Origin of the sequence: Shewanella sp. TC10 (assembly GCF_009663145.1) — a bacterium.
In the GTDB taxonomy this organism is placed as follows: Bacteria; Pseudomonadota; Gammaproteobacteria; order Enterobacterales; family Shewanellaceae; genus Shewanella.
In genome coordinates, this window is the sequence record NZ_VKHR01000039.1 from 21542 (window position 1) to 41482 (window position 19941).

The following is a 19941-nucleotide window of genomic DNA, read 5'->3' on the forward strand; positions in this document are numbered from 1 at the left end:
ATCAGTCCTCTTCAAACTCAATGTCTTCGTTAACGGCTAACACAACGCAGCCAAGAGGCGGCACTGTAATTAACCCGCTGCCTTTCATTCCTTGCCATGGTTCATCTTGGTAGTGAACAATGCTATTAACGACATCGCTGCCGCCATAACACTGTGTGTCACTATTAAGCACTTCGATATATTCATTGGCACTAGGCAGGCCGACACGAAAATCTTGATGCACTTGTGGTGTCATATTAACGATAAAAATTAAATGATCTGATGACGTCTTTGCATAACGCACAAAGCTAAAGATACTATCTTGATTGTTATCGCAATCTAACCACTGAAAGCCTGACGTTTGATGATCTAATTCATACATACACGGATGCTGAAGGTAGAGATTATTTAAATCTCGAACCCAATCCTGCATACCTTGATGGGGAGCATATTGCAGTAAGTGCCAATCAAGGCTTTGGTTATGATTCCACTCATCGCGCTGAGCAAACTCAGAGCCCATGAAAATAAGTTTTTTACCCGGTTGCCCCCACATTAAGCCGAAATATGCCCTTAACGTGGCGAATTTTTGCCAGTCATCACCAGGAATTTTATGGAGTAACGAACCTTTACCATGAACCACTTCATCGTGGCTTACTGAAAGGATGAACTGTTCTGTATAGGCATATACCAAAGCAAAAGTCAGTTCGTGATGATGATGACTGCGATAGATAGGATCGCGTTTTAAATAACTTAAGCTGTCGTTCATCCAGCCCATGTTCCATTTAAAACCAAAACCTAAACCACCTTGGTCGGTGGCATTTGTCACACCAGGCCATGCGGTTGACTCTTCGGCAATCATAGTTGCCCCAGGGAAAGCAGCATAAATACGTTCATTGAGTAGCTTTAAAAACTCAATCGCTTGGATGTTTTCACGCCCACCATATTCATTAGGTAACCATTGACCAGACTCTCGGCTATAGTCGAGATAAAGCATTGATGAAACGGCATCAAGGCGTAATCCATCAAAATGAAATTCTTCTAACCAATAACACGCATTACTGAGTAAAAAGCTTTGCACTTCACCGCGGCCATAATTAAAGATTAACGTATCCCAATCAGGGTGTTCTCCTTGGCGTGGATCTTCATGTTCATACAAGCAACTACCATCAAACTTTGATAAACCATGGGGATCTTTCGGGAAATGCGCCGGTACCCAATCGAGTAATACACCAATATTTCGTTGATGGCAGGCATCAATAAATGCCTTTAAGCCTATTGGATCGCCAAAGCGGTAAGTCGATGCGTATAAGCCAACAGGTTGATATCCCCATGAGCCGTCAAAGGGGTATTCGCTTATTGGCATTAATTGCAAATGAGTAAAACCCATTTCTTCCACATATGGGATGAGTTCATCGATGAGATCTTGATAATTTAAATACTCATCACCCCACTCGCCTTTTCGCTTCCAAGAAGCAAGTTGCACTTCATAAGTCGACATAGGTGATTCATGAAGTAATTTCTCAGCTCGATTTTTAAGCCAAATGCTGTCATTCCACTCATAATCACTTTTAGCTGGAATAACAGAAGAATTACCCGGCGCAGATTGCATTTGAACTGCGTATGGGTCGGCTTTTTCGATATGCTCGCCGTATTGATTGATAACTTGGAATTTATAGAATTGACCTGCATTAGCACTGGGTAAGAATATTTCCCACAAGCCGTTTGACGGATGAAATCGCATCACATGCTGTCTTGCATCCCAGTGGTTAAAGTCACCGACGAGAGACACCCGTTGTGCATTAGGAGCCCATACACAAAAGTGCACACCATCGACCCCTTGAGATTCCTTCCAATTAGCACCAAGAAATTGATAAGCGCTCTGCTGTTTACCTTCTGCAAATAAATACACATCATTATCATCAATTAAACTGCCAAATTGATATGGGTCGATGATGGTTTCAACACTCATTGGATAAGTCACTTTTAAGCTATATAAGAATGGCTTAACTCTTCTACCCATGACTCCTGCAAATAGTCCTTGATCATCAACTTCTGATAAATCAGCAACTTTTTTTCCATCTTTTAAACTTAACACTTCAACTGCAAGCGCACCTTTAATGAAACAACGCACAAGTAATGACCGTGAATTTTCCACTTGATGCATGCCTAATAACGAGAACACATCAGTGTAATCACCATTTAAAATGGCAATATCAGTTCCATGGTTAAAATATGGGGCATTAGTCGTCATTAGTTATTGCTCCGTTTTAAATTAAATTTGGTTTCGTTTCGTTTCGTGAATCGTGCTTTATGTTTAGTTCACCAATTCACTGACTGAAAATGATTGTCTCGTTAGAGTGAACACCTAGTTAGAACACTTATTGTTTGAGCTATTTGTTTCCCGCTCTATTTATTTGCAACTCTATTTATTTAGAACACTATTTATTTACAACTTTGGGCAAGTTTGCGTATTTGTTTGCTGAATTCCGTTTTATCTCCATGGCGAACCTTATTGACTGTTTGCAGCTTTTGCTTAACGTCATCACTTTTGAATATCTGTTCAAGCGTGAGAGATAACCTTCGTCGCCAATTTGGATACTCTTTCCAAGTGCCAGGAATATTGATTGGATTTTTTTCATGTATTAGATCATCAATTTGCACGCTATACAGTGTCGATTGACCTGAAGCAGTTAATGACAGCCACGCTGTAAATAGTTGCTTCATGCTTATCTTTTCAATCGAGGTTTGTGGCATCAACAACTGTTTATCTTCAAGCAATTGCACGAGCTGTTGCTTTTCATTGTGGCGGTCATTAAGACTGTGATTAAGCTGATCATTATCAATCAGCTCAAGTTGATGTCTGAGATTGATATCATCACTATTCCACCAAGCAGTCATGGTGGGAACATCATGATTAGCTAACATCATTAAACTATGGGGCTTGTAATACTCTGGAGAAGTAAAGCCCTGATAATGTTTGGCAAAATAGAATAGTTCATTCGAGAAAATTCTAGCTTTAGATAAATTTTGAACTATCTCTGGCGGCACAATTCCTAAATCTTCACCAATGAGTAAACATTGAGCCCGTTGACTTTCAAGACACAGAATCGCCAGCAAGGTATCTAGGGGATAATAAACATAGGCGCCCTTTCCATTTACTGGATCAGATGGCCACCACCACAGACGAAGCAACCCCATCACATGATCAATTCGTAATCCACCACAGCTCTGCATATTGCTGCGAATTAAATCAATAAAATGTTGATAGCTATTTTGCTGAAGATTAATCGGGTCAAGAGGTGTTAAGCCCCAGTTTTGCCCTTGTGGTGCAAAGGGGTCCGGCGGCGCACCGATATTGGCTTGTTGGCAAAAATAATGGGTATTTTGCTGTACTTCAGAACCCGTAGGCGAAGCACCGACTGCCATGTCTCTTACTAATCCAATTAGCATCCCTACTGACTTAGCTTTTAATTGACATAAAGTTAACTGCTCAAAAGCGATAAACTGTAAATAGCACAAGAAGTTTTCAACATTAAACTCTGTTGTACTTTCACTCTCACTCAATTCATTGTGCAGTGAAACCTGATGTTTTACATACTGTGTCAGGGCTTCACCCTGTTGCTGTTTGAAGTGATTAAATTGTTTATAGCGTTTTGTGCGTGTTGATTTATTTTTAGTCACAAAAGCGTCAAACAATAAACGAAAAATGGCATACTTTATTTCAAATACTTGTTGATAATTAAGCAGTTCACCTTGTGATAATTGCTGTTTTTTGTGCTGAAATTCATCATTACCGACTTGCTCTTCAATCATGTTGAATTCATCAACAGATTCAATGTGAATATAAAGCGGATTTAATAGTCGTCGGTCATCTGGACTATATGGACTGACATTATCTGGCAGGTTTAAAACGTGTAATGGGTTAAGCAGAATAAAGTCTGCACCTTGCTCTGCCGCATAGCCAATTAAGTGTTGTAAATCATTAAAATCACCAATGCCCCATTGGCTTTCACTCTTAAGGCTGTAAAGCTGGGTACTGATACCCCATGGTTTAATTGATATATCAGCATCACTTGGTTCGACATGATTGGTTGTTATGTTGGAGCTATCATATGAAGTGCAAGGTGGCGTGTGATGTGAAGCACCATGAAAATTTCCACAGTAGGCACTGCGCGGCGAAAGCATCAAAGTACCATTATAAATGGATTCAAAGTGATCAGCTTCAAATCCGTTTGAACCAATGCTTTCAGAACAAAAATTATCTGATCCAAGCTTCAAGCTAATTTGATGATAACCTAGGCCTACAGGTATATTTGACTCATTATTGAGTGAATATTGATACTTCAAATAAGTCACTGAATCAACAGTATAATCACCAACAATCTTTAACTGACTACTGTGAATTTGAAATCGATAAGTTTCGTTTTGTTCACTGATAATTTCAAAACAAAGTTGACCTAAAAAGTATTCAGGCAAAAAGACTTCGACGACTGGCGCGTCTACATAGCTCCATTGGAATTGATGTAAAGGCTTAAGCCATGGTTTTGCATCTAAATCATAGATACGTTGGCTAATATAAGCATCGGATAATAGTGGTTCATCAACATCTTCAGAGATGCCAGAATAATCTAAGCACATCGACTTTAGAATTCCATTTCTATCGTCAGAACTGATTTGGATATTGTTGCCAAAGCAATCAATAAATTCAGCTCCTACGCCTTGCAAATATAGTAACTTCTCCAGTCCCATATTTGTCTTCCTCGCGAATAACTTAACTGGTTAATAACTCAGCACTAACCATGCCAGCGGAACATCACAGTTTAACTACACTGATATTTCATTCAGGTGACAAAATAAATTATTAATTTTCAACAACTTGAGAGAGGCTTTTTTTAGCGAGTACTTTTTAACCGTTTGAATTTAATTCTAAACAACTGTTTGCAAACCATATTTTGGTGCAAATCACGCACAAGAACAGAGCAATAAATAAGCAGGTGCCTCGAGGGATAAATAATAATGAAGTTAGAAATGAAGGCCTTAAATCGACAATTCCTTAATCGAATATGGTAATTTAGCTTTTACTCAAGATAATTTAACGGATAAAGAAAACTAATAGTCAGCTTAATAATAACAAGTAAATCGAATAGGAAGGTTAATGAACGCCAACCAATTTAATGTATATTTTTCTCTTCAAAATTTAGAAGGTGAAATTACATCAGCACCAATTAATACTGCATTACGTAAAGCTGCAGTACTGGTGCCGCTAATGGAAGTTGATGGACAATTACAAATCTTACTCACTCGAAGAGCTTTACATTTACGCGCTCACCCTGGGCAGTACAGTTTTCCTGGCGGTAAAGTTGATGATGAAGATAAAGACATGGTTGCGACAGCATTAAGGGAAGCTAAAGAAGAAATAGGTTTGGCACCTGAAAATGTTACCGTTGTGGGTAATTTTCCGCCTCATGCAACTTTTACAGGATTTGAAATCACCCCAATTATTGGATTAATTAAAAATCCCTTCGAGATAACCCTAGACCCAGGAGAAGTTGCAGAAACGTTTTGGGTTCCATTGCAATACTTTATCAACGCTAAGAATCGATACACTTTTAACTTTACCCGAAACGGCAGTAGCTTTGATGTGCATTATATGCCTTACAAAGGAAAATTTATTTGGGGAGTGACTGCTGCAATTATCGACCTCTTGTGCCGCCATATTGATTTAACACAAAAATAATTATCACGATTTAAATCACGTAACGAATATAAAAACCTGCTGTTAACGACACCAAAAGTAACACGGGAATATTAATCCAGTACTCGACTTTTCTAGCTGTTTTAGCATAATAGTTTACCGCTAAATTAACTAAGCTAATACCAGCACAGCACCAGATCAAATATTCTAGCTTAATGGTTAAATCAGGATCCCAGTCAAAACGAACCTCTACACCTTTGCTCAAGTAATAGCCAACAACTCTATCTGGCCTAGCTTCACCGAACACAATTAATGCATATACTGCCAAACTCCAGCCGGTGATTGAAAGTACCGCTAATATAAATTGCAAAATTTTGGTTTTGGACATTTAACCACCTACATCAAGAAGATGTTAATAAAATATACTCTTTCATCATACGCTTACAAGCTAAATTTGAGATCACTTTATCAATCAAACTGAGCTTAAGTTTACAATTTTTGACTCAATAGACAGTGTTTAACACCCGATAATGTTAAAAGTTAGCTAATTATCTTGTTATAAGGGGCTTTTCGGCTTGTTAAAAGACGATTTCAAGGTAATATAAAGCACTTATTTATATCATTGATCCATTGGAGAACTAAGCAACAATGAGCATTACATCTGTCGCTTCTGTATTTAAAGGTGACTTCGCGATTGGTTCGCAAGTTACGGTACGTGGTTGGGTTCGTTCACGCCGCGATTCTAAGGCTGGAATATCATTCCTAGCTGTTTATGACGGTTCATGTTTTGATCCTATTCAAGGCGTAGTACCAAATAATTTAGATAATTATACTGAAGAAGTGCTCAAGCTGACTGCTGGTTGTTCAGTGGTGATGACTGGTGAAGTTGTAGAATCACCAGGTAAAGGTCAAGCATACGAAATGCAAGTGACTAAAGTTGAAGTTACCGGTTTTGTTGAAGATCCTGACACTTACCCAATGGCAGCCAAACGTCACTCAATTGAGTACCTTCGTGAGCTTGCCCACTTACGCCCTCGCACTAACATCATTGGTGCTGTTGCACGCGTACGTAACTGTCTGTCTCAAGCTATCCACCGTTTTTACAACGAACAAGGATACATTTGGGTTTCAACTCCATTAATCACAGCTTCTGATACTGAAGGCGCTGGTGAGATGTTCCGCGTATCAACTTTAGATATGGAAAACTTACCGCGTACTGATAAAGGTGCCGTCGATTTTTCTGAAGACTTTTTCGGTAAAGAGTCATTCTTAACCGTATCCGGTCAGTTAAATGCTGAAACCTACGCTTGTGCTTTATCTAAAGTGTATACCTTTGGCCCAACATTTCGCGCTGAAAACTCAAACACAAGCCGTCACTTAGCTGAGTTCTGGATGGTTGAGCCTGAAATCGCTTTTGCTGATCTTGATGATGCAGCCAAATTGGCTGAAGACATGCTTAAGTATTGTTTCCGTGCAGTTCTAGATGAGCGTCGTGATGACTTAGAGTTCTTTGCACAGCGTGTTGAGAAAACCGCAATTGAACGTCTAGAAGCGTTTGTTACTAGTGACTTTGCTCAAATCGATTACACTGATGCAATTGAAATCTTAAAAGCATGTGATAAGAAGTTTGAATTTGATGTCGAATGGGGCATCGATTTACATTCAGAACATGAACGTTACCTTGCAGAAGAACACTTTAAAGCACCTGTTGTTGTTAAAAACTACCCGAAAGACATTAAAGCATTCTACATGCGCTTAAATGATGACGGTAAAACTGTTGCAGCAATGGACGTACTTGCTCCTGGTATCGGTGAGATCATTGGCGGCGCACAACGTGAAGAACGTTTAGACGTACTTGATGCACGTTTAGCTGATATGGAATTAGATCAAGAAGATTACTGGTGGTACCGTGACTTACGTCGTTATGGCACTGTACCTCATGCAGGTTTCGGTTTAGGTTTTGAGCGCTTAGTGTCTTATGTAACTGGCGTTAGCAATATTCGTGACGTGATCCCATTCCCACGTGCACCTAAATCAGCAAATTTCTAGATTAGAACCTGAATAAGTTTCTGAAAAAAACGCGCTTTTAGCGCGTTTTTTTATTCTTTTAGTTTGTGCTTGTATCTCTTATCCAGTTGTTGTCTAGTCGGCAATCTTAGATATTCAAAAGCACCCTTACCATTCAAAATAATTCATCAAAAAGACCGATTAATACTTTAAAAGATTCAAACCCCTTACAGGCGGCAGTTTTGCAATGATCAATTTTAATCGTTAAACAATAAAGCTTGTATGTCGTTAAATAACCGCTCAACTTCCTCACTTACAACGTCCGCCTTTATAATCGAATCAAACCGAACAGCTTCAATCCCATGGCAATCTTTTCCATGGAGTTGAAAACTCAATAAAACAATGTTCAACAACAGATTTTATTACGCTTTAATTTCAACCTAGTTTCATTAATTAATCAGGTAACTAAAAATACTGAGTTTTAAAATCATCAAACATCAACAATTTTACTATTAGATGTCCTACTAGCTTTATAAATCAAAAAGATGCCATATAATTAATTCATACTAAAACCTCATCACTATCGAGCGAATAATGGAAGTCGAACTACTTGAAATTCGAAACTTCATCCGCCAATACCCACCTTTTGATCAACTGCCTGAACAAGCATTAATCGAAGTGTCAAAAAGCGTCGAAATATCTTATTACCGCGCTGACAGTATGGTGATCGAATTTGAAGATAAGATTCATGATCTGTATATGATCCGCAGCGGTATAGTTGAAATATATCGCCGTAAAGGTGAGCTCTATAATCGACTCGATCAAGGTGGTTTGTTTGGACAACTTGGCTTATTGACCAACAATAAAGTTCGCTATCCTGCAAAAGCAGTTAAAGACACCTTGCTTTATTGCATTCCCGAAAATATTTTTGAAGAGTTCTGTGAACGTTACGATGCCTTTGCTGAGTTTGTTGAAGTTGAAGGTAGCATTCGACTACAGCAAGCTGTTGAAGATAATAGTGATGATGCTAACTCTCTGACCACATCTAAAGTCAAAACCATTCTAAGCGCCGAACCTGTGATGTTGCCTAATACAACGTCAATTCAGGATGTTGCCAGGATTATGACCAATGAGAATGTGTCAGCAGCCATTATTAATGATCCAAGCCTTACAGATGAGGGTGGCAATAGTTTTGTCGGTATCATTACCGTTCGCGATCTTTGCGCAAAAGTGATTGCTGAAGGCTTAGACGTAGATACGCCAGTGGGCGAAGTGATGTCCACAGAGCTTATTTCACTGGATCATAATGCCTATATATTTGAAGCCATGCTATTAATGCTTCGATACAACGTTCACCACCTACCCATCTTAAAAAACAGGCAACCTATCGGCTTAATTGAAGTCACAGATATTATCCGATATGAATCTCAAAACAGTTTGTTAATAGTCAGCAGTATTTTTCAGCAAAACAGCATTGAAGATTTAACTGTATTGGCCCAACAAAACAGTGCTTGTTTTGTCCGTATGGTTAACGAGGATGCTAACTCGCATATGGTCGGTCGGGCAATGTCAGAAATTGGCCGCAGTTTTAAGCAACGACTTCTTGAATTAGCCGAAGAAAAGTTTGGTCCGCCGCCAGTGCCCTATTGTTTTCTTGCACTGGGTTCCATGGCGCGTGATGAACAGTTAATCGTCACAGATCAAGATAATGCCATTATTCTCGACAATGATTATCAAGAATCACTACATGGTGAATATTTTGAAAACCTTGCTAACTATGTTTGTGATGGCTTAGATGCATGTGGGTATACCTATTGCACTGGCGATATTATGGCGACTAACCCTGAATACCGTAAAACTCAATCTCAATGGGAAGATTGCTTTGCTGACTGGATTGAAAATCCGAACCCTCAAGCATTATTAAACTGTTCAATTTTCTTCGATTTGTATGGCGTGTATGGCAGACCCAAATGGGCGGAACAACTAAATGCTTTCATTCTAAGAAAAGCGAAAAAAAATAACCGCTTTTTAGCCTGCCTTGCTCGAAATGCGTTAAACCGAACTCCACCATTAGGCTTCTTTAAAGATTTCGTCATGGAAAAAGATGGTCGTCATAACAATTCGATCAACCTGAAAAGACGTGGAACTGCCCCATTGGCAGATTTAATCCGTGTTCATGCACTGGCGATTGGTTCCCAATCGCAAAACTCTTTCGATAGATTGGAAGACATTATTGAAGCTGGGATCTTGCCTGCATCCAAAGGGAAAGATTTACAACATGCTATGGAATTAATTTCATTGGTACGTATTCGTCATCAAGCATTGGATATTGAGTCGGAACAAGAACCCGATAACAACATTGAACCTGAGAACATGTCAGACTTTGAAAGACGAAATCTAAAAGATGCTTTCTTGGTGCTGAGTAGTGCCCAAAACTTCTTAAAATTCCGCTACAGTGCTAATAGTATGCAGGGGTAAGTTATGCGTAACTTCACTAATCAAGAAGTATTGAACTGGGAAGCTTTTTTACGGATCAAAGAGAAAGAAAGCAAAGATAGTCGCCTAACTCATTTTTATGAGGCGGGCACTTATCATGGCGAAACGAAGCTAAAAGATATAGAGTTTGTGGCGCTAGATTTTGAAACCACGGGCTTAGATGCCGACCAAAACAGTATCATTAGTATTGGTTTAGTGCCCTTTACTCTAAAGAGAATTGCATTAAGAAATGCTAAGCATTGGTTCGTAACACCGGAAGATAAGTTACAAGAAGACTCAATCATTATTCACGGGATCACCCATTCTGATTTAAAAGGTGCACCAGATTTACTGCGCATTTTAGAGCAACTATTAGATGAGTTAGCGGGCAAGATTGTAGTTGTACACTACAGACGGATTGAGCGAGATTTTTTTGATACAGCCTTGCGTACCCTAATAAATGAAGGTATTGCGTTCCCTGTTGTTGATACCATGCAATTAGAAGCACAAATACTTCAAGCTAAACCAAAGAGTTTTTTAGATTGGTTTAAACCTAAACAGCATGAATCAATTCGTTTAGGCGGCAGCCGCCTTCGTTATAACTTACCCACTTATCCGCCCCATGACGCATTAACTGACGCCATTGCGACTGCAGAGTTACTGCAGGCACAGGTATTCCACCACTTTAGTCCAGACACACCAATTAAGAAGTTATGGGTATAAACTGGTATTCATCCAAAATGCAATTACCAACATCCCCGCTCACAGTTTAAAGCAGTCTTAAGCAAAATTTGAACATAAAAAAACCGAATCAACAGTTTTCTGATTGATTCGGTTTGTGTTTATTCTTAGTTTAGATTTTAACGCTTAATAAATCATCCTCTATCTATTAGCGTTCATTCAACGTTTAACGGAACTGCTTTTCAGTTCTTAGACCCATTATCAAGCTAACACACATTATCAGTAGAATAATGGTGAAAGGTAAAGCAGTCGAAATAGCACCTGCTTGCAGAGCTTCAATGGCTTCTTTACCACCAACCCATACTAACGCTGCTGCTATTGCACCTTCCACTAATGCCCAAAAGACACGTTGCGGTACTGGCGCATCGACTTTACCGCCAGAAGTAATACTGTCGATTACAAGTGAACCTGAATCTGATGAGGTCACGAAGAAAACCAGTACTAACACAACCGCTAATAACGATAAAATACTACCCATAGGCAATTGGTCAAATACTTGGAACATAGCTAACGGTACTTCAGTTAAACCCTTTTCACCTAATGCGCCGACATTATTAGCCACTTGATCGATACCTACACCACCAAACACTGACATCCACACAATAGTGACAACTGTAGGTGCGATTAATACCGCCGTCATAAACTCACGAATTGTGCGTCCACGTGAAATACGTGCAATGAACATCCCTACAAATGGGGACCAAGAAATCCACCATGCCCAATAAAAGACTGTCCAACCATGCATCCAAGCTTCATCATCACGGCCCATAGGGTTACTTAAAGGAATAATATTTTCCACATAGCCCATTATCGTTGTTGGAATGGTTCCCATAGCAACTGCAAAGCAAACAAATGCAACAAACACCAGTAAAACCAGTGCAAGTAGCATATTGATATTACTAATAACCTTAACACCGCCATCGATGCCACGGAAAACGGAAATCACAGCGACTAACGTAACTGCAAAAATGATAACAATTTGCAGTAATAAGCTGTTATCTACTCCAAAAATATGATGAAAACCACTGGCTGCTTGTTGAGCTCCAAGACCTAATGAAGTCGCCAAGCCAAATAAGGTGGCAAGCACTGCAAGGATATCGACAACATGTCCAGGCCAACCCCAAGTTCTATCGCCTAAAATTGGATAGAAAACAGAGCGCATTGATAAAGGTAGGCCTTTATTGAATGCAAAAAATGCTAAAGATAAAGACACCACTCCATAGATAGCCCATGGATGAAGCCCCCAATGGAACATGGTTGCTCCTAGTGCAACTTTAGCGGCTTCTGGTGTATTAGGCGTTACATTTAATGGCGTTTCATACCAGCCAGTGAAATAAGCAACAGGTTCAGCGACAGCCCAAAACATTAAACCGATACCCATACCTGCGGCAAATAACATGGCAACCCATGACAGCCTCGAATAATCTGTTTTTGCCTCATCTCCACCTAAACGAATTTTACCAAAAGGCGAAATGATCATCGCTAAACAAAATAAAACAAAAATATTGGCTGACCACATAAACAAGCCATCAAAAGCGCCAATGATTTTCCATTTAATGCCATCTAACACAGATTTAGAGGTTTCTGGATCCACCAGCAATATGGCAATAATGAAAATTCCGATTAAGGAAGCACTGATCCCAAAAACTGGGTTGTGTACATCGAACCCCCATTTTTGTATGTTGTCTTGACCGACGGTGTAATCAGTATTATCAATACTGTATTTATCTTTATTAGTATTCATTCATCCTCGTTTAGAAGAACTTTCATTTGAAAAATGTAATTATATTTTACGTTATTTAGCAATATTTTGCAGCCAAAGCGCCAAAGCAATTACGTTCTATTTAACTATTCAAGCTAAAGATTAGATGTTCTTAGCAAAAGTGGTTAATCAAAATCGCAAATTTACTTAAATTTTAATCAAGACGAAATGCAAATGAGTTCAATTTAATCCTGTTTCAGCAATAAAAAAGGCTTAGCACATTTGCTAAACCTTTTAAGTCAATTGGTATTGGTACTAATAATAGGTAAGAAATCGGTCAGTTAACTATTTAGAATAATTTGCTCACGAAGTTTCTTCACTTCATCACGTAATGATGCAGCCTGTTCAAATTCAAGATCACGTGCATGTTGATGCATTTGCTTTTCAAGGGCATCAATTTGCTGCGATAACTCGGCAACACTTTGAACTTTAACACTGCCAGTATTGTATTCAGCTTCTTTTTCAGCAACTTTACCGAACGCTGTGTACTGATGTTTACTATTGCCGCGATGCGGATCACCTAAATCCATTACATCAGTGACTTTCTTAGTCACCCCTTTGGGAATTTGGCCTAATTTCAGGTTATGAGCATGCTGCTTCTCACGTCGGCGCTCAGTTTCACCAATGGCCTTTTCCATGGATTTGGTAATAGTGTCAGCATACAAAATAACTTTACCATTAACGTTACGTGCAGCACGTCCAATGGTCTGAATAAGTGAGCGCTCAGAGCGTAAAAATCCTTCTTTGTCAGCATCTAAAATACACACTAACGATACTTCAGGCATATCTAAACCTTCACGAAGTAAATTAATGCCTACCAGTACATCAAAGTGCCCTAAACGCAGATCTCGAATGACTTCGACTCGTTCAACCGTATCGATATCTGAGTGTAAATATCTAACTTTTACCCCATGCTCGTCTAAGTATTCGGTTAAATCTTCAGACATGCGTTTGGTTAATGTGGTGATAAGTACTCTTTCGTTTGCAGCCACACGTTTCGGGATTTCAGATAGTAAGTCATCAACCTGAATAGCCACTGGACGAATTTCTATTTCAGGATCCAGTAGACCTGTCGGCCTTACGACTTGTTCAGCAATCTCGCCATCACTTTGCTCAAACTCATAATCACTTGGTGTCGCTGAGACAAAAACAGTCTGCGGCATTAATTGTTCAAACTCTTCGAATTTAAGCGGACGGTTATCTAGCGCAGAAGGTAAACGGAAACCGTACTCAACAAGTGTGGTTTTACGGCTTCTATCCCCTTTATACATAGCACCAATTTGCGGTACAGTTACGTGGGACTCATCGATAATAAGTAGACCGTTTGCTGGTAAATAATCTAATAGTGTTGGCGGTCCATCACCTTCTGAACGTCCAGATAAATAGCGCGAGTAGTTTTCAATACCCGAGCAATATCCTAGCTCGACCATCATTTCAATATCGTATTGTACGCGTTCAGAAATACGCTGCGCCTCAATGAGCTTATTGTTATCTAATAGCTCCTGACGACGTTCACGAAGTTCTTCCTTTATATGCTCTGTGGCTTCAATTATTTTCTCCCTAGGGGTCACATAGTGACTCTTAGGGTAAACAGTGGTGCGGGCTAAACGTCTTGTGACTTGTCCCGTTAAAGGGTCGAACTCACTCAATTGCTCAATTTCATCATCAAATAATTCAACTCTAACTGCATCACGTTCAGACTCAGCTGGGAAAATATCAATCACTTCACCACGAACACGGAAAGTACCACGTTGTAAGTCAATGTCATTGCGTGTGTACTGCAATTCACCTAGCCGAGTAATAATGTCTCGTTGCCCCATAAAATCGCCCTGGCGAAGATGTAACAGCATCTTCATATATAACTCAGGGTCACCTAAGCCATAAATAGCCGACACTGAAGCAATCAACACAACATCTTTACGCTCTAAAAGCGCTTTAGTCGCTGAAAGCCTCATCTGTTCAATATGAGCGTTTACTGAGGCATCTTTTTCAATAAAGGTGTTTGAAGCAGGAACATAGGCTTCTGGCTGATAGTAATCGTAATATGAGACAAAGTATTCAACGGCATTATTAGGAAAGAACTCCTTCATTTCGCCGTATAACTGGGCAGCTAAAGTTTTGTTAGGCGCCATGATAATGGTTGGCCTACCAAGAGTTTGGATGAGGTTAGCAACGGTAAATGTTTTACCAGAACCTGTTACACCTAATAAGGTTTGCTTTGCTACACCTGCTTCTAATCCATCGACCAATTGCTTAATAGCAGTCGGTTGGTCTCCTGCTGGCGAGTATTCTGAAACAAGATTAAAAACTGGCTCTGTCACAACAAAACTTCCTTAAAAAATCGATTTTCCATTTTATACTGAACTGATAATAGATTGCGACAACCATCATTTATAATTTATCAGTAGGATTAATCAAAGATTGATTTCTACTAGATAAACTACACCATTAAAGATAAGGGATGTTATAACAACTTTTTTAGCTTAATTGCTGCATTTGTCATCAGTTCAATTTTTAACTTTTTCAAACGCTAACTCTCATTTTTTTCATCAATCTAAGACGTATAGCAAAAAAAGTCTGATCGGCTGCATAACAGTGCATTATTACAATTTAGAGTACAAAAAATGAAATTATGCTACAACAGCCTCAAAAGATTGAAATTGACGATAAAACAGCCAAAAACGCCTATTCTATGGCAATTTAATACACAATAGAGCTGATACATCTAGTACATTCAGCATCACTAAATAATCTTCCTCATTAGAAATGTATTGCAATTTATAACGTACTGATATTATGCAATATTTTCCAATTGCTAATTCAGAACAGTTTTTAACTTCTGTTCAATGAATATAGGGGCTTCAGAGGGTAATTTAAGAGTAACTCACAGGCTTATCCACAGATTTAGTGGATAACTCGCTCAAGCCCAATAATACTGGGCTATAGCGGTAAACAGAAATTAATAAAACAGTAAGAAAAGTAACATGAAATAAAATTACATTTGTAAGTCTGCCTACGTAATCGCTTCTATTTTAGTCAATCTAGTATGATCATTGATTGCTTTATACTTGTAAAAATGATCGGATTAACCAGGGTATTATCTCGCCTTTTTCAAACAAAGTCTGACTAAGCTATAGCATAAAGAAAAATAACTAGGGCAATGACCAGACCAATCAATTTTACTATGGTGACAAGTCAAACCTTGTCGACATCATTTCTAAGAAATTTTTCCATTAATATCTTAATAAGTATACAAACAGTTAAGTAGAAAAACTGGTTAGAAGACTGAGATAAATACATTGCTGAAGATGAGTGGCCAAAAGCTGTCAGTCAAAAATACAAGCCCAATGACATTGATTATAGATAAGCTTATATACAAGCAATCTAGCTTAAGGTTCTCTAGTCGACCTTAGGCAACAAGGCACATTATTCGAAAGAGCACCTTATTATAGCTAGTCGTATATAACTAGGGTTATATAGCTAGACGTATATAGCTAGGCTTTTATACTTAGACATAAATACTCGATCAGTATTGCCCAGCCTACTCTCTGCACTTTTTATTATCTTTACCTACTTGATGAACTTAGCCCGAAAACACGACTTAAAGCTTAATTGAATAATTGATTGAAACTGAATTTGAAGCGCCAGAAACTGATATTTGAAGCGCCAATAGAAACTTAAACAACAAATTAAACCTTCTCCACGCTTAGTAAGTATCGTTATTTAGACTTCTTTAGCCTAATAACAGCTAGAAAACATCAAAACACTCTTCGTTTGCTCATTTAAATTTGCCAACGTCGCTCTCACTAGAGATTAAATTAAATCGTTAGTAATCAATTTGCTTGTGAAAAAACAGCCATTATGCTGATTTATAAGCCACGATGGGTATTAGATGACCACTTAACATCAATTTTTCAATTTTTTTTATATCTCGAGTTGACTGATTGTTCAGGGCGTTTTACTATGCGCTCCGTTCTCAGCAATACATTGCTAAAACGATTCCCCTGTAGTTCAGTTGGTAGAACGGCGGACTGTTAATCCGTATGTCACTGGTTCGAGTCCAGTCTGGGGAGCCAATTTAGTATAGTTAGTTGAAAATAAAGATAAAATGCAATTCCCCTGTAGTTCAGTTGGTAGAACGGCGGACTGTTAATCCGTATGTCACTGGTTCGAGTCCAGTCTGGGGAGCCAATTTTATCTTAGTTTTAATCGATTCCCCTGTAGTTCAGTTGGTAGAACGGCGGACTGTTAATCCGTATGTCACTGGTTCGAGTCCAGTCTGGGGAGCCAATTAAAACATATAAATGAAGTATCGATTCCCCTGTAGTTCAGTTGGTAGAACGGCGGACTGTTAATCCGTATGTCACTGGTTCGAGTCCAGTCTGGGGAGCCACTTCTTATAAATCTTCAAATCCCCTGTAGTTCAGTTGGTAGAACGGCGGACTGTTAATCCGTATGTCACTGGTTCGAGTCCAGTCTGGGGAGCCAAGATTTTGACGCTTGGTCAATTTTATTTCCTTTCTTAATATCTATCTTTTTTAAATTCCCTTATAATTCTTCAAAATTTACACTACAATTCTCTGTGTTAACTCCTTTATTTGTTATAGCTTTTTAATTTTTTGCCGCTATACATAAATGTATGATGACATCGGATTATTACAGGAAATGGACTATTCATGGGCTTATCAAAATCATTCCAATTAGTACTTTTTGTGATTTTTGGGCTGCTACTTTATCGGATTTATGATCTGGAAAATAAAGAAATGCAGCGTCAAGGCGCGTTAGCAATTCAAAATTACAGCAAGCATATCGACCTCATGAATGAATGGAATGATAACGGTGAAGCGTTATATACAAAGCTGTCTAAAACGTTTACTTTCCAATTTTTTCAATATATTCACGAAAGTGATAGTGACTTAAATTATACCTTTGGCACTCTGGCCAAAAGTGATGCCGAATTCGAAGACAAGATTTTTAAAATTGAATTAGGACACACTAAATCTTTTCCTAATGGTCGCCTGCAAGTCAGATTGAGTACAAAATCTGTCATTTCAACCAGTTTTGTAAACCTTGAAAAAGCCGCAACCCTGACAATCATGGCCTATTTGATCATCATGATTAGTTTTGCCGTGCTGATGGCAATTCATCGCCGCGGAATTAGATATGCCTGCGACTATATCAACCATATCCCTGACCTCACTTTTCAAGCAGTCGAAACCTCTCGATTACATGGCTCATTGAAACCTATCGGAATTGCTTTAGAAAAGAGTCGCATGGAATTAAAAACCAGTATCGGCAATTTCCATAAAGAAAACGATTTGTTAGCAAAAGCGGCATACCAAGATCCAGTGACAGGTTTTTCAACCCGTCGACGCTTTAATGATTACATGAAAACCATTAGTGACTCAGATAAAAAGCAATTTGGTGTACTGGCGATAATAAAAGCAGCTGAACTCTCAAGCATTAACCAATTACATGGACGCGAGTCTGGTGACGATTATTTAAGTCAAATCGCTTCCTGTATTAGACGGGCTGCAGCAAGGACCGGCGTTAACGAGTTTTATCGCGTATCAAGTAGTGACTTTGCCCTTTTCATTCATGACATAACAGTTAAAGAGGGTGAGCAGTTTTTAGTGCAGTTAAAAGGTTATTTAGATGAATACGCTCAAACAATAGAACCTGACAGTATTGCCCATAGCGGCATGGTGCCTTTTGAAAGTAATAGTAATACTCATGCTTTATTAACTTTGGCAGATACTGCAGTCAGCATTGCCCAAACATCAGGCCCTAACAGATACCACATTCTCGAAAAGTTCTCTGGTAATGAACAATTAGGTGATGATCATTGGAAAGTCACCATTAATGAACTCATTAACCGAAAAGGTCTTAAGTTCTTCCAGCAACCTATCTTGCCTTGTAATAACCAAGTTGATGTATATAGAGAGTTATATGCCCGCTTCTTTAATAATGAAGGTTCAAATCTACCTACAGCTAGCGTTATTGCAATGTCTGAACGCCATGGTTTAAATGTCGACTTAGATAAAATGATCGTGGTACACACCCTGCAATTATTAAATGCTAACCCAAGTTTAACAGGTAACTTTGGTGTCAATATCAGTGCATCCTCTGCCCTTCAGGAAGTGTTTGTATCTTGGCTTAGAGATATTTTATCAAGCCATAGAACAACATCAGCAAGACTGGTATTTGAGGTCAATGAGTCTGGCATGCAAAAAAATGTGACAGCAAGTCGCCGCTTTGTCCATGAAATGCACAAAGTAGGTGCTAAGGTAGCCATTCAGCAATTTGGTTTAGGTTTTTCATCGTTTAAATTCTTCCGTGAAGTTAAGCCTGATGTGATTAAACTAGACAGTAGTTACAGCGAAGGAATAGACCAAGACAACAATAATAAATTCTTTGTCAGAATGATTGTTGATATTTCACGCAGAATTGGTATTAAAGTCATCGCAACTGGCGTAGAAAAACAAGATGAGAAGCTAACTTTAGAAAAAATGTTAGTCGATGGTCTTCAAGGTTATTACATCGCAAGACCTGAAATTATCGCTAAAACAGACAAATAAATAATCAATGTAAGATCAATCTTCCAAAATCGGGTTATTATTTACATAACCCTTTTTTTTATCCGTTGTTTCTCAAGCCTAAACCTTAGATAATATAACTAATATCAAATAGAAAAGTGTAGTAATGACAGACTATCTCTTACTGTTAATTGGCACCGTCCTAGTTAACAATTTCGTTTTAGTAAAATTTCTTGGCTTATGCCCTTTTATGGGCGTATCTAGTAAGCTTGCCTCTGCTATAGGCATGTCGATGGCCACCACGTTCGTATTAACTTTAGCCTCTATTTTAAGCTACCTCACAAATGAGTTTTTACTGCAGCCTTTTGGACTAACATACCTTCGTACGATGAGTTTCATTTTAGTCATTGCTGTCGTTGTTCAATTCACTGAAATGCTCGTTCAGAAGACAAGTGCCTCGCTGCACCGAGCTTTAGGGATTTATTTACCACTGATCACCACCAATTGTGCAGTGTTAGGTGTAGCTTTGCTCAATGTTAATGAAGATCACAACTTTATTCAGTCTGCAGTCTACGGTTTTGGAGCTGCTGTTGGTTTTTCTTTAGTTTTAGTTCTATTTTCTGCGATGCGTGAACGATTAGCCGCAGCTGACGTCCCGCTACCTTTTAAAGGCGGCGCTATTGCGATGATAACTGCAGGTTTAATGTCTCTTGCCTTTATGGGTTTTGCGGGGCTGGTTAAATAAT

Annotated in this window: 11 protein-coding genes and 5 tRNA genes; 11 read left to right on the forward strand and 5 right to left on the reverse strand. The window is 38.8% G+C overall.

Annotated elements, in window-relative coordinates:
* Position 1: 1 nt before the first annotated feature.
* Together glgB and malQ are read right to left on the reverse strand one after the other, a co-directional pair.
* Complete coding sequence (gene glgB / locus FNZ24_RS13825; RefSeq protein WP_153915254.1) at positions 2-2230, reverse strand: 1,4-alpha-glucan branching protein GlgB; 2229 nt, start codon at positions 2228-2230, stop codon at positions 2-4.
* A gap of 191 nt (positions 2231-2421) precedes the next feature.
* Positions 2422-4728, reverse strand: a complete 2307-nt coding sequence (malQ, locus tag FNZ24_RS13830; protein ID WP_153915255.1) for a 4-alpha-glucanotransferase — start codon at positions 4726-4728, stop codon at positions 2422-2424.
* 406 nt (positions 4729-5134) lie between these two features.
* Here malQ and FNZ24_RS13835 point away from each other — a divergent pair, with 406 nt between their 5' ends.
* Complete coding sequence (locus FNZ24_RS13835; RefSeq protein ID WP_153915256.1) at positions 5135-5716, forward strand: CoA pyrophosphatase; 582 nt, start codon at positions 5135-5137, stop codon at positions 5714-5716.
* A 10-nt stretch (positions 5717-5726) separates the two neighbouring features.
* Here FNZ24_RS13835 and FNZ24_RS13840 read toward each other — a convergent pair whose 3' ends face one another.
* Positions 5727-6062, reverse strand: a complete 336-nt coding sequence (locus FNZ24_RS13840) for a hypothetical protein (protein ID WP_153915257.1) — start codon at positions 6060-6062, stop codon at positions 5727-5729.
* A gap of 260 nt (positions 6063-6322) precedes the next feature.
* On the opposite strand from FNZ24_RS13840, the gene asnS reads away from it, so the two are divergent.
* The 3 genes from asnS to FNZ24_RS13855 all read left to right on the forward strand — a co-directional run bounded on the left by asnS (position 6323) and on the right by FNZ24_RS13855 (position 10879).
* The gene (asnS, locus tag FNZ24_RS13845; RefSeq protein WP_153915258.1) at positions 6323-7723 is read left to right on the forward strand and encodes an asparagine--tRNA ligase; all 1401 of its coding nucleotides are present in this window, start codon (positions 6323-6325) and stop codon (positions 7721-7723) included.
* A 552-nt stretch (positions 7724-8275) separates the two neighbouring features.
* Positions 8276-10159, forward strand: a complete 1884-nt coding sequence (locus FNZ24_RS13850; RefSeq protein WP_153915259.1) for a DUF294 nucleotidyltransferase-like domain-containing protein — start codon at positions 8276-8278, stop codon at positions 10157-10159.
* Positions 10160-10162: 3 nt separating this feature from the next.
* Positions 10163-10879 (forward strand): 3'-5' exonuclease, encoded by a 717-nt coding sequence (locus FNZ24_RS13855; RefSeq protein WP_153915261.1) that lies wholly within the window; start codon positions 10163-10165, stop codon positions 10877-10879.
* A 184-nt stretch (positions 10880-11063) separates the two neighbouring features.
* Here the strand turns inward: FNZ24_RS13855 and FNZ24_RS13860 are convergent, their stop codons facing one another.
* Both FNZ24_RS13860 and uvrB read right to left on the reverse strand, forming a co-directional pair.
* Complete coding sequence (locus tag FNZ24_RS13860; RefSeq protein WP_153915263.1) at positions 11064-12641, reverse strand: BCCT family transporter; 1578 nt, start codon at positions 12639-12641, stop codon at positions 11064-11066.
* 299 nt (positions 12642-12940) lie between these two features.
* Entirely contained in the window at positions 12941-14980 is a 2040-nt protein-coding gene (uvrB, locus tag FNZ24_RS13865) for an excinuclease ABC subunit UvrB (protein ID WP_153915266.1), read from the reverse strand.
* 1679 nt (positions 14981-16659) lie between these two features.
* Between uvrB and FNZ24_RS13870 the strand changes: the two genes are divergently transcribed.
* The 7 genes from FNZ24_RS13870 (at position 16660) to rsxA (ending at position 19940) form a co-directional block, all read left to right on the forward strand.
* Positions 16660-16735, forward strand: a tRNA-Asn gene (locus FNZ24_RS13870).
* A 39-nt stretch (positions 16736-16774) separates the two neighbouring features.
* Positions 16775-16850: transfer RNA gene (locus FNZ24_RS13875), tRNA-Asn, on the forward strand.
* Between the two features lie 23 nt (positions 16851-16873).
* A tRNA-Asn gene (locus FNZ24_RS13880) sits at positions 16874-16949 on the forward strand.
* A gap of 27 nt (positions 16950-16976) precedes the next feature.
* Positions 16977-17052 (forward strand) — tRNA-Asn (locus FNZ24_RS13885).
* Between the two features lie 19 nt (positions 17053-17071).
* Positions 17072-17147 (forward strand) — tRNA-Asn (locus tag FNZ24_RS13890).
* A 188-nt stretch (positions 17148-17335) separates the two neighbouring features.
* Positions 17336-19237 (forward strand): EAL domain-containing protein, encoded by a 1902-nt coding sequence (locus FNZ24_RS13895; protein WP_153915268.1) that lies wholly within the window; start codon positions 17336-17338, stop codon positions 19235-19237.
* A gap of 124 nt (positions 19238-19361) precedes the next feature.
* Positions 19362-19940, forward strand: a complete 579-nt coding sequence (gene rsxA, locus FNZ24_RS13900; RefSeq protein ID WP_102526049.1) for an electron transport complex subunit RsxA — start codon at positions 19362-19364, stop codon at positions 19938-19940.
* Position 19941 lies beyond the last annotated feature (1 nt).

Bases quoted from the DNA above. Each gene is read 5' to 3' on its own strand.
- FNZ24_RS13860 (WP_153915263.1), bottom strand. From the start codon at position 12,641: ATGAATACTAATAAAGATAAATACAGTATTGATAATACTGATTACACC.
- FNZ24_RS13855 (WP_153915261.1), top strand. From the start codon at position 10,163: ATGCGTAACTTCACTAATCAAGAAGTATTGAACTGGGAAGCTTTTTTA.
- asnS (WP_153915258.1), top strand. From the start codon at position 6,323: ATGAGCATTACATCTGTCGCTTCTGTATTTAAAGGTGACTTCGCGATT.
- FNZ24_RS13895 (WP_153915268.1), top strand. From the start codon at position 17,336: ATGGGCTTATCAAAATCATTCCAATTAGTACTTTTTGTGATTTTTGGG.
- glgB (WP_153915254.1), bottom strand. From the start codon at position 2,230: ATGACGACTAATGCCCCATATTTTAACCATGGAACTGATATTGCCATT.
- FNZ24_RS13835 (WP_153915256.1), top strand. From the start codon at position 5,135: ATGAACGCCAACCAATTTAATGTATATTTTTCTCTTCAAAATTTAGAA.
- malQ (WP_153915255.1), bottom strand. From the start codon at position 4,728: ATGGGACTGGAGAAGTTACTATATTTGCAAGGCGTAGGAGCTGAATTT.
- FNZ24_RS13840 (WP_153915257.1), bottom strand. From the start codon at position 6,062: ATGTCCAAAACCAAAATTTTGCAATTTATATTAGCGGTACTTTCAATC.
- FNZ24_RS13850 (WP_153915259.1), top strand. From the start codon at position 8,276: ATGGAAGTCGAACTACTTGAAATTCGAAACTTCATCCGCCAATACCCA.
- rsxA (WP_102526049.1), top strand. From the start codon at position 19,362: ATGACAGACTATCTCTTACTGTTAATTGGCACCGTCCTAGTTAACAAT.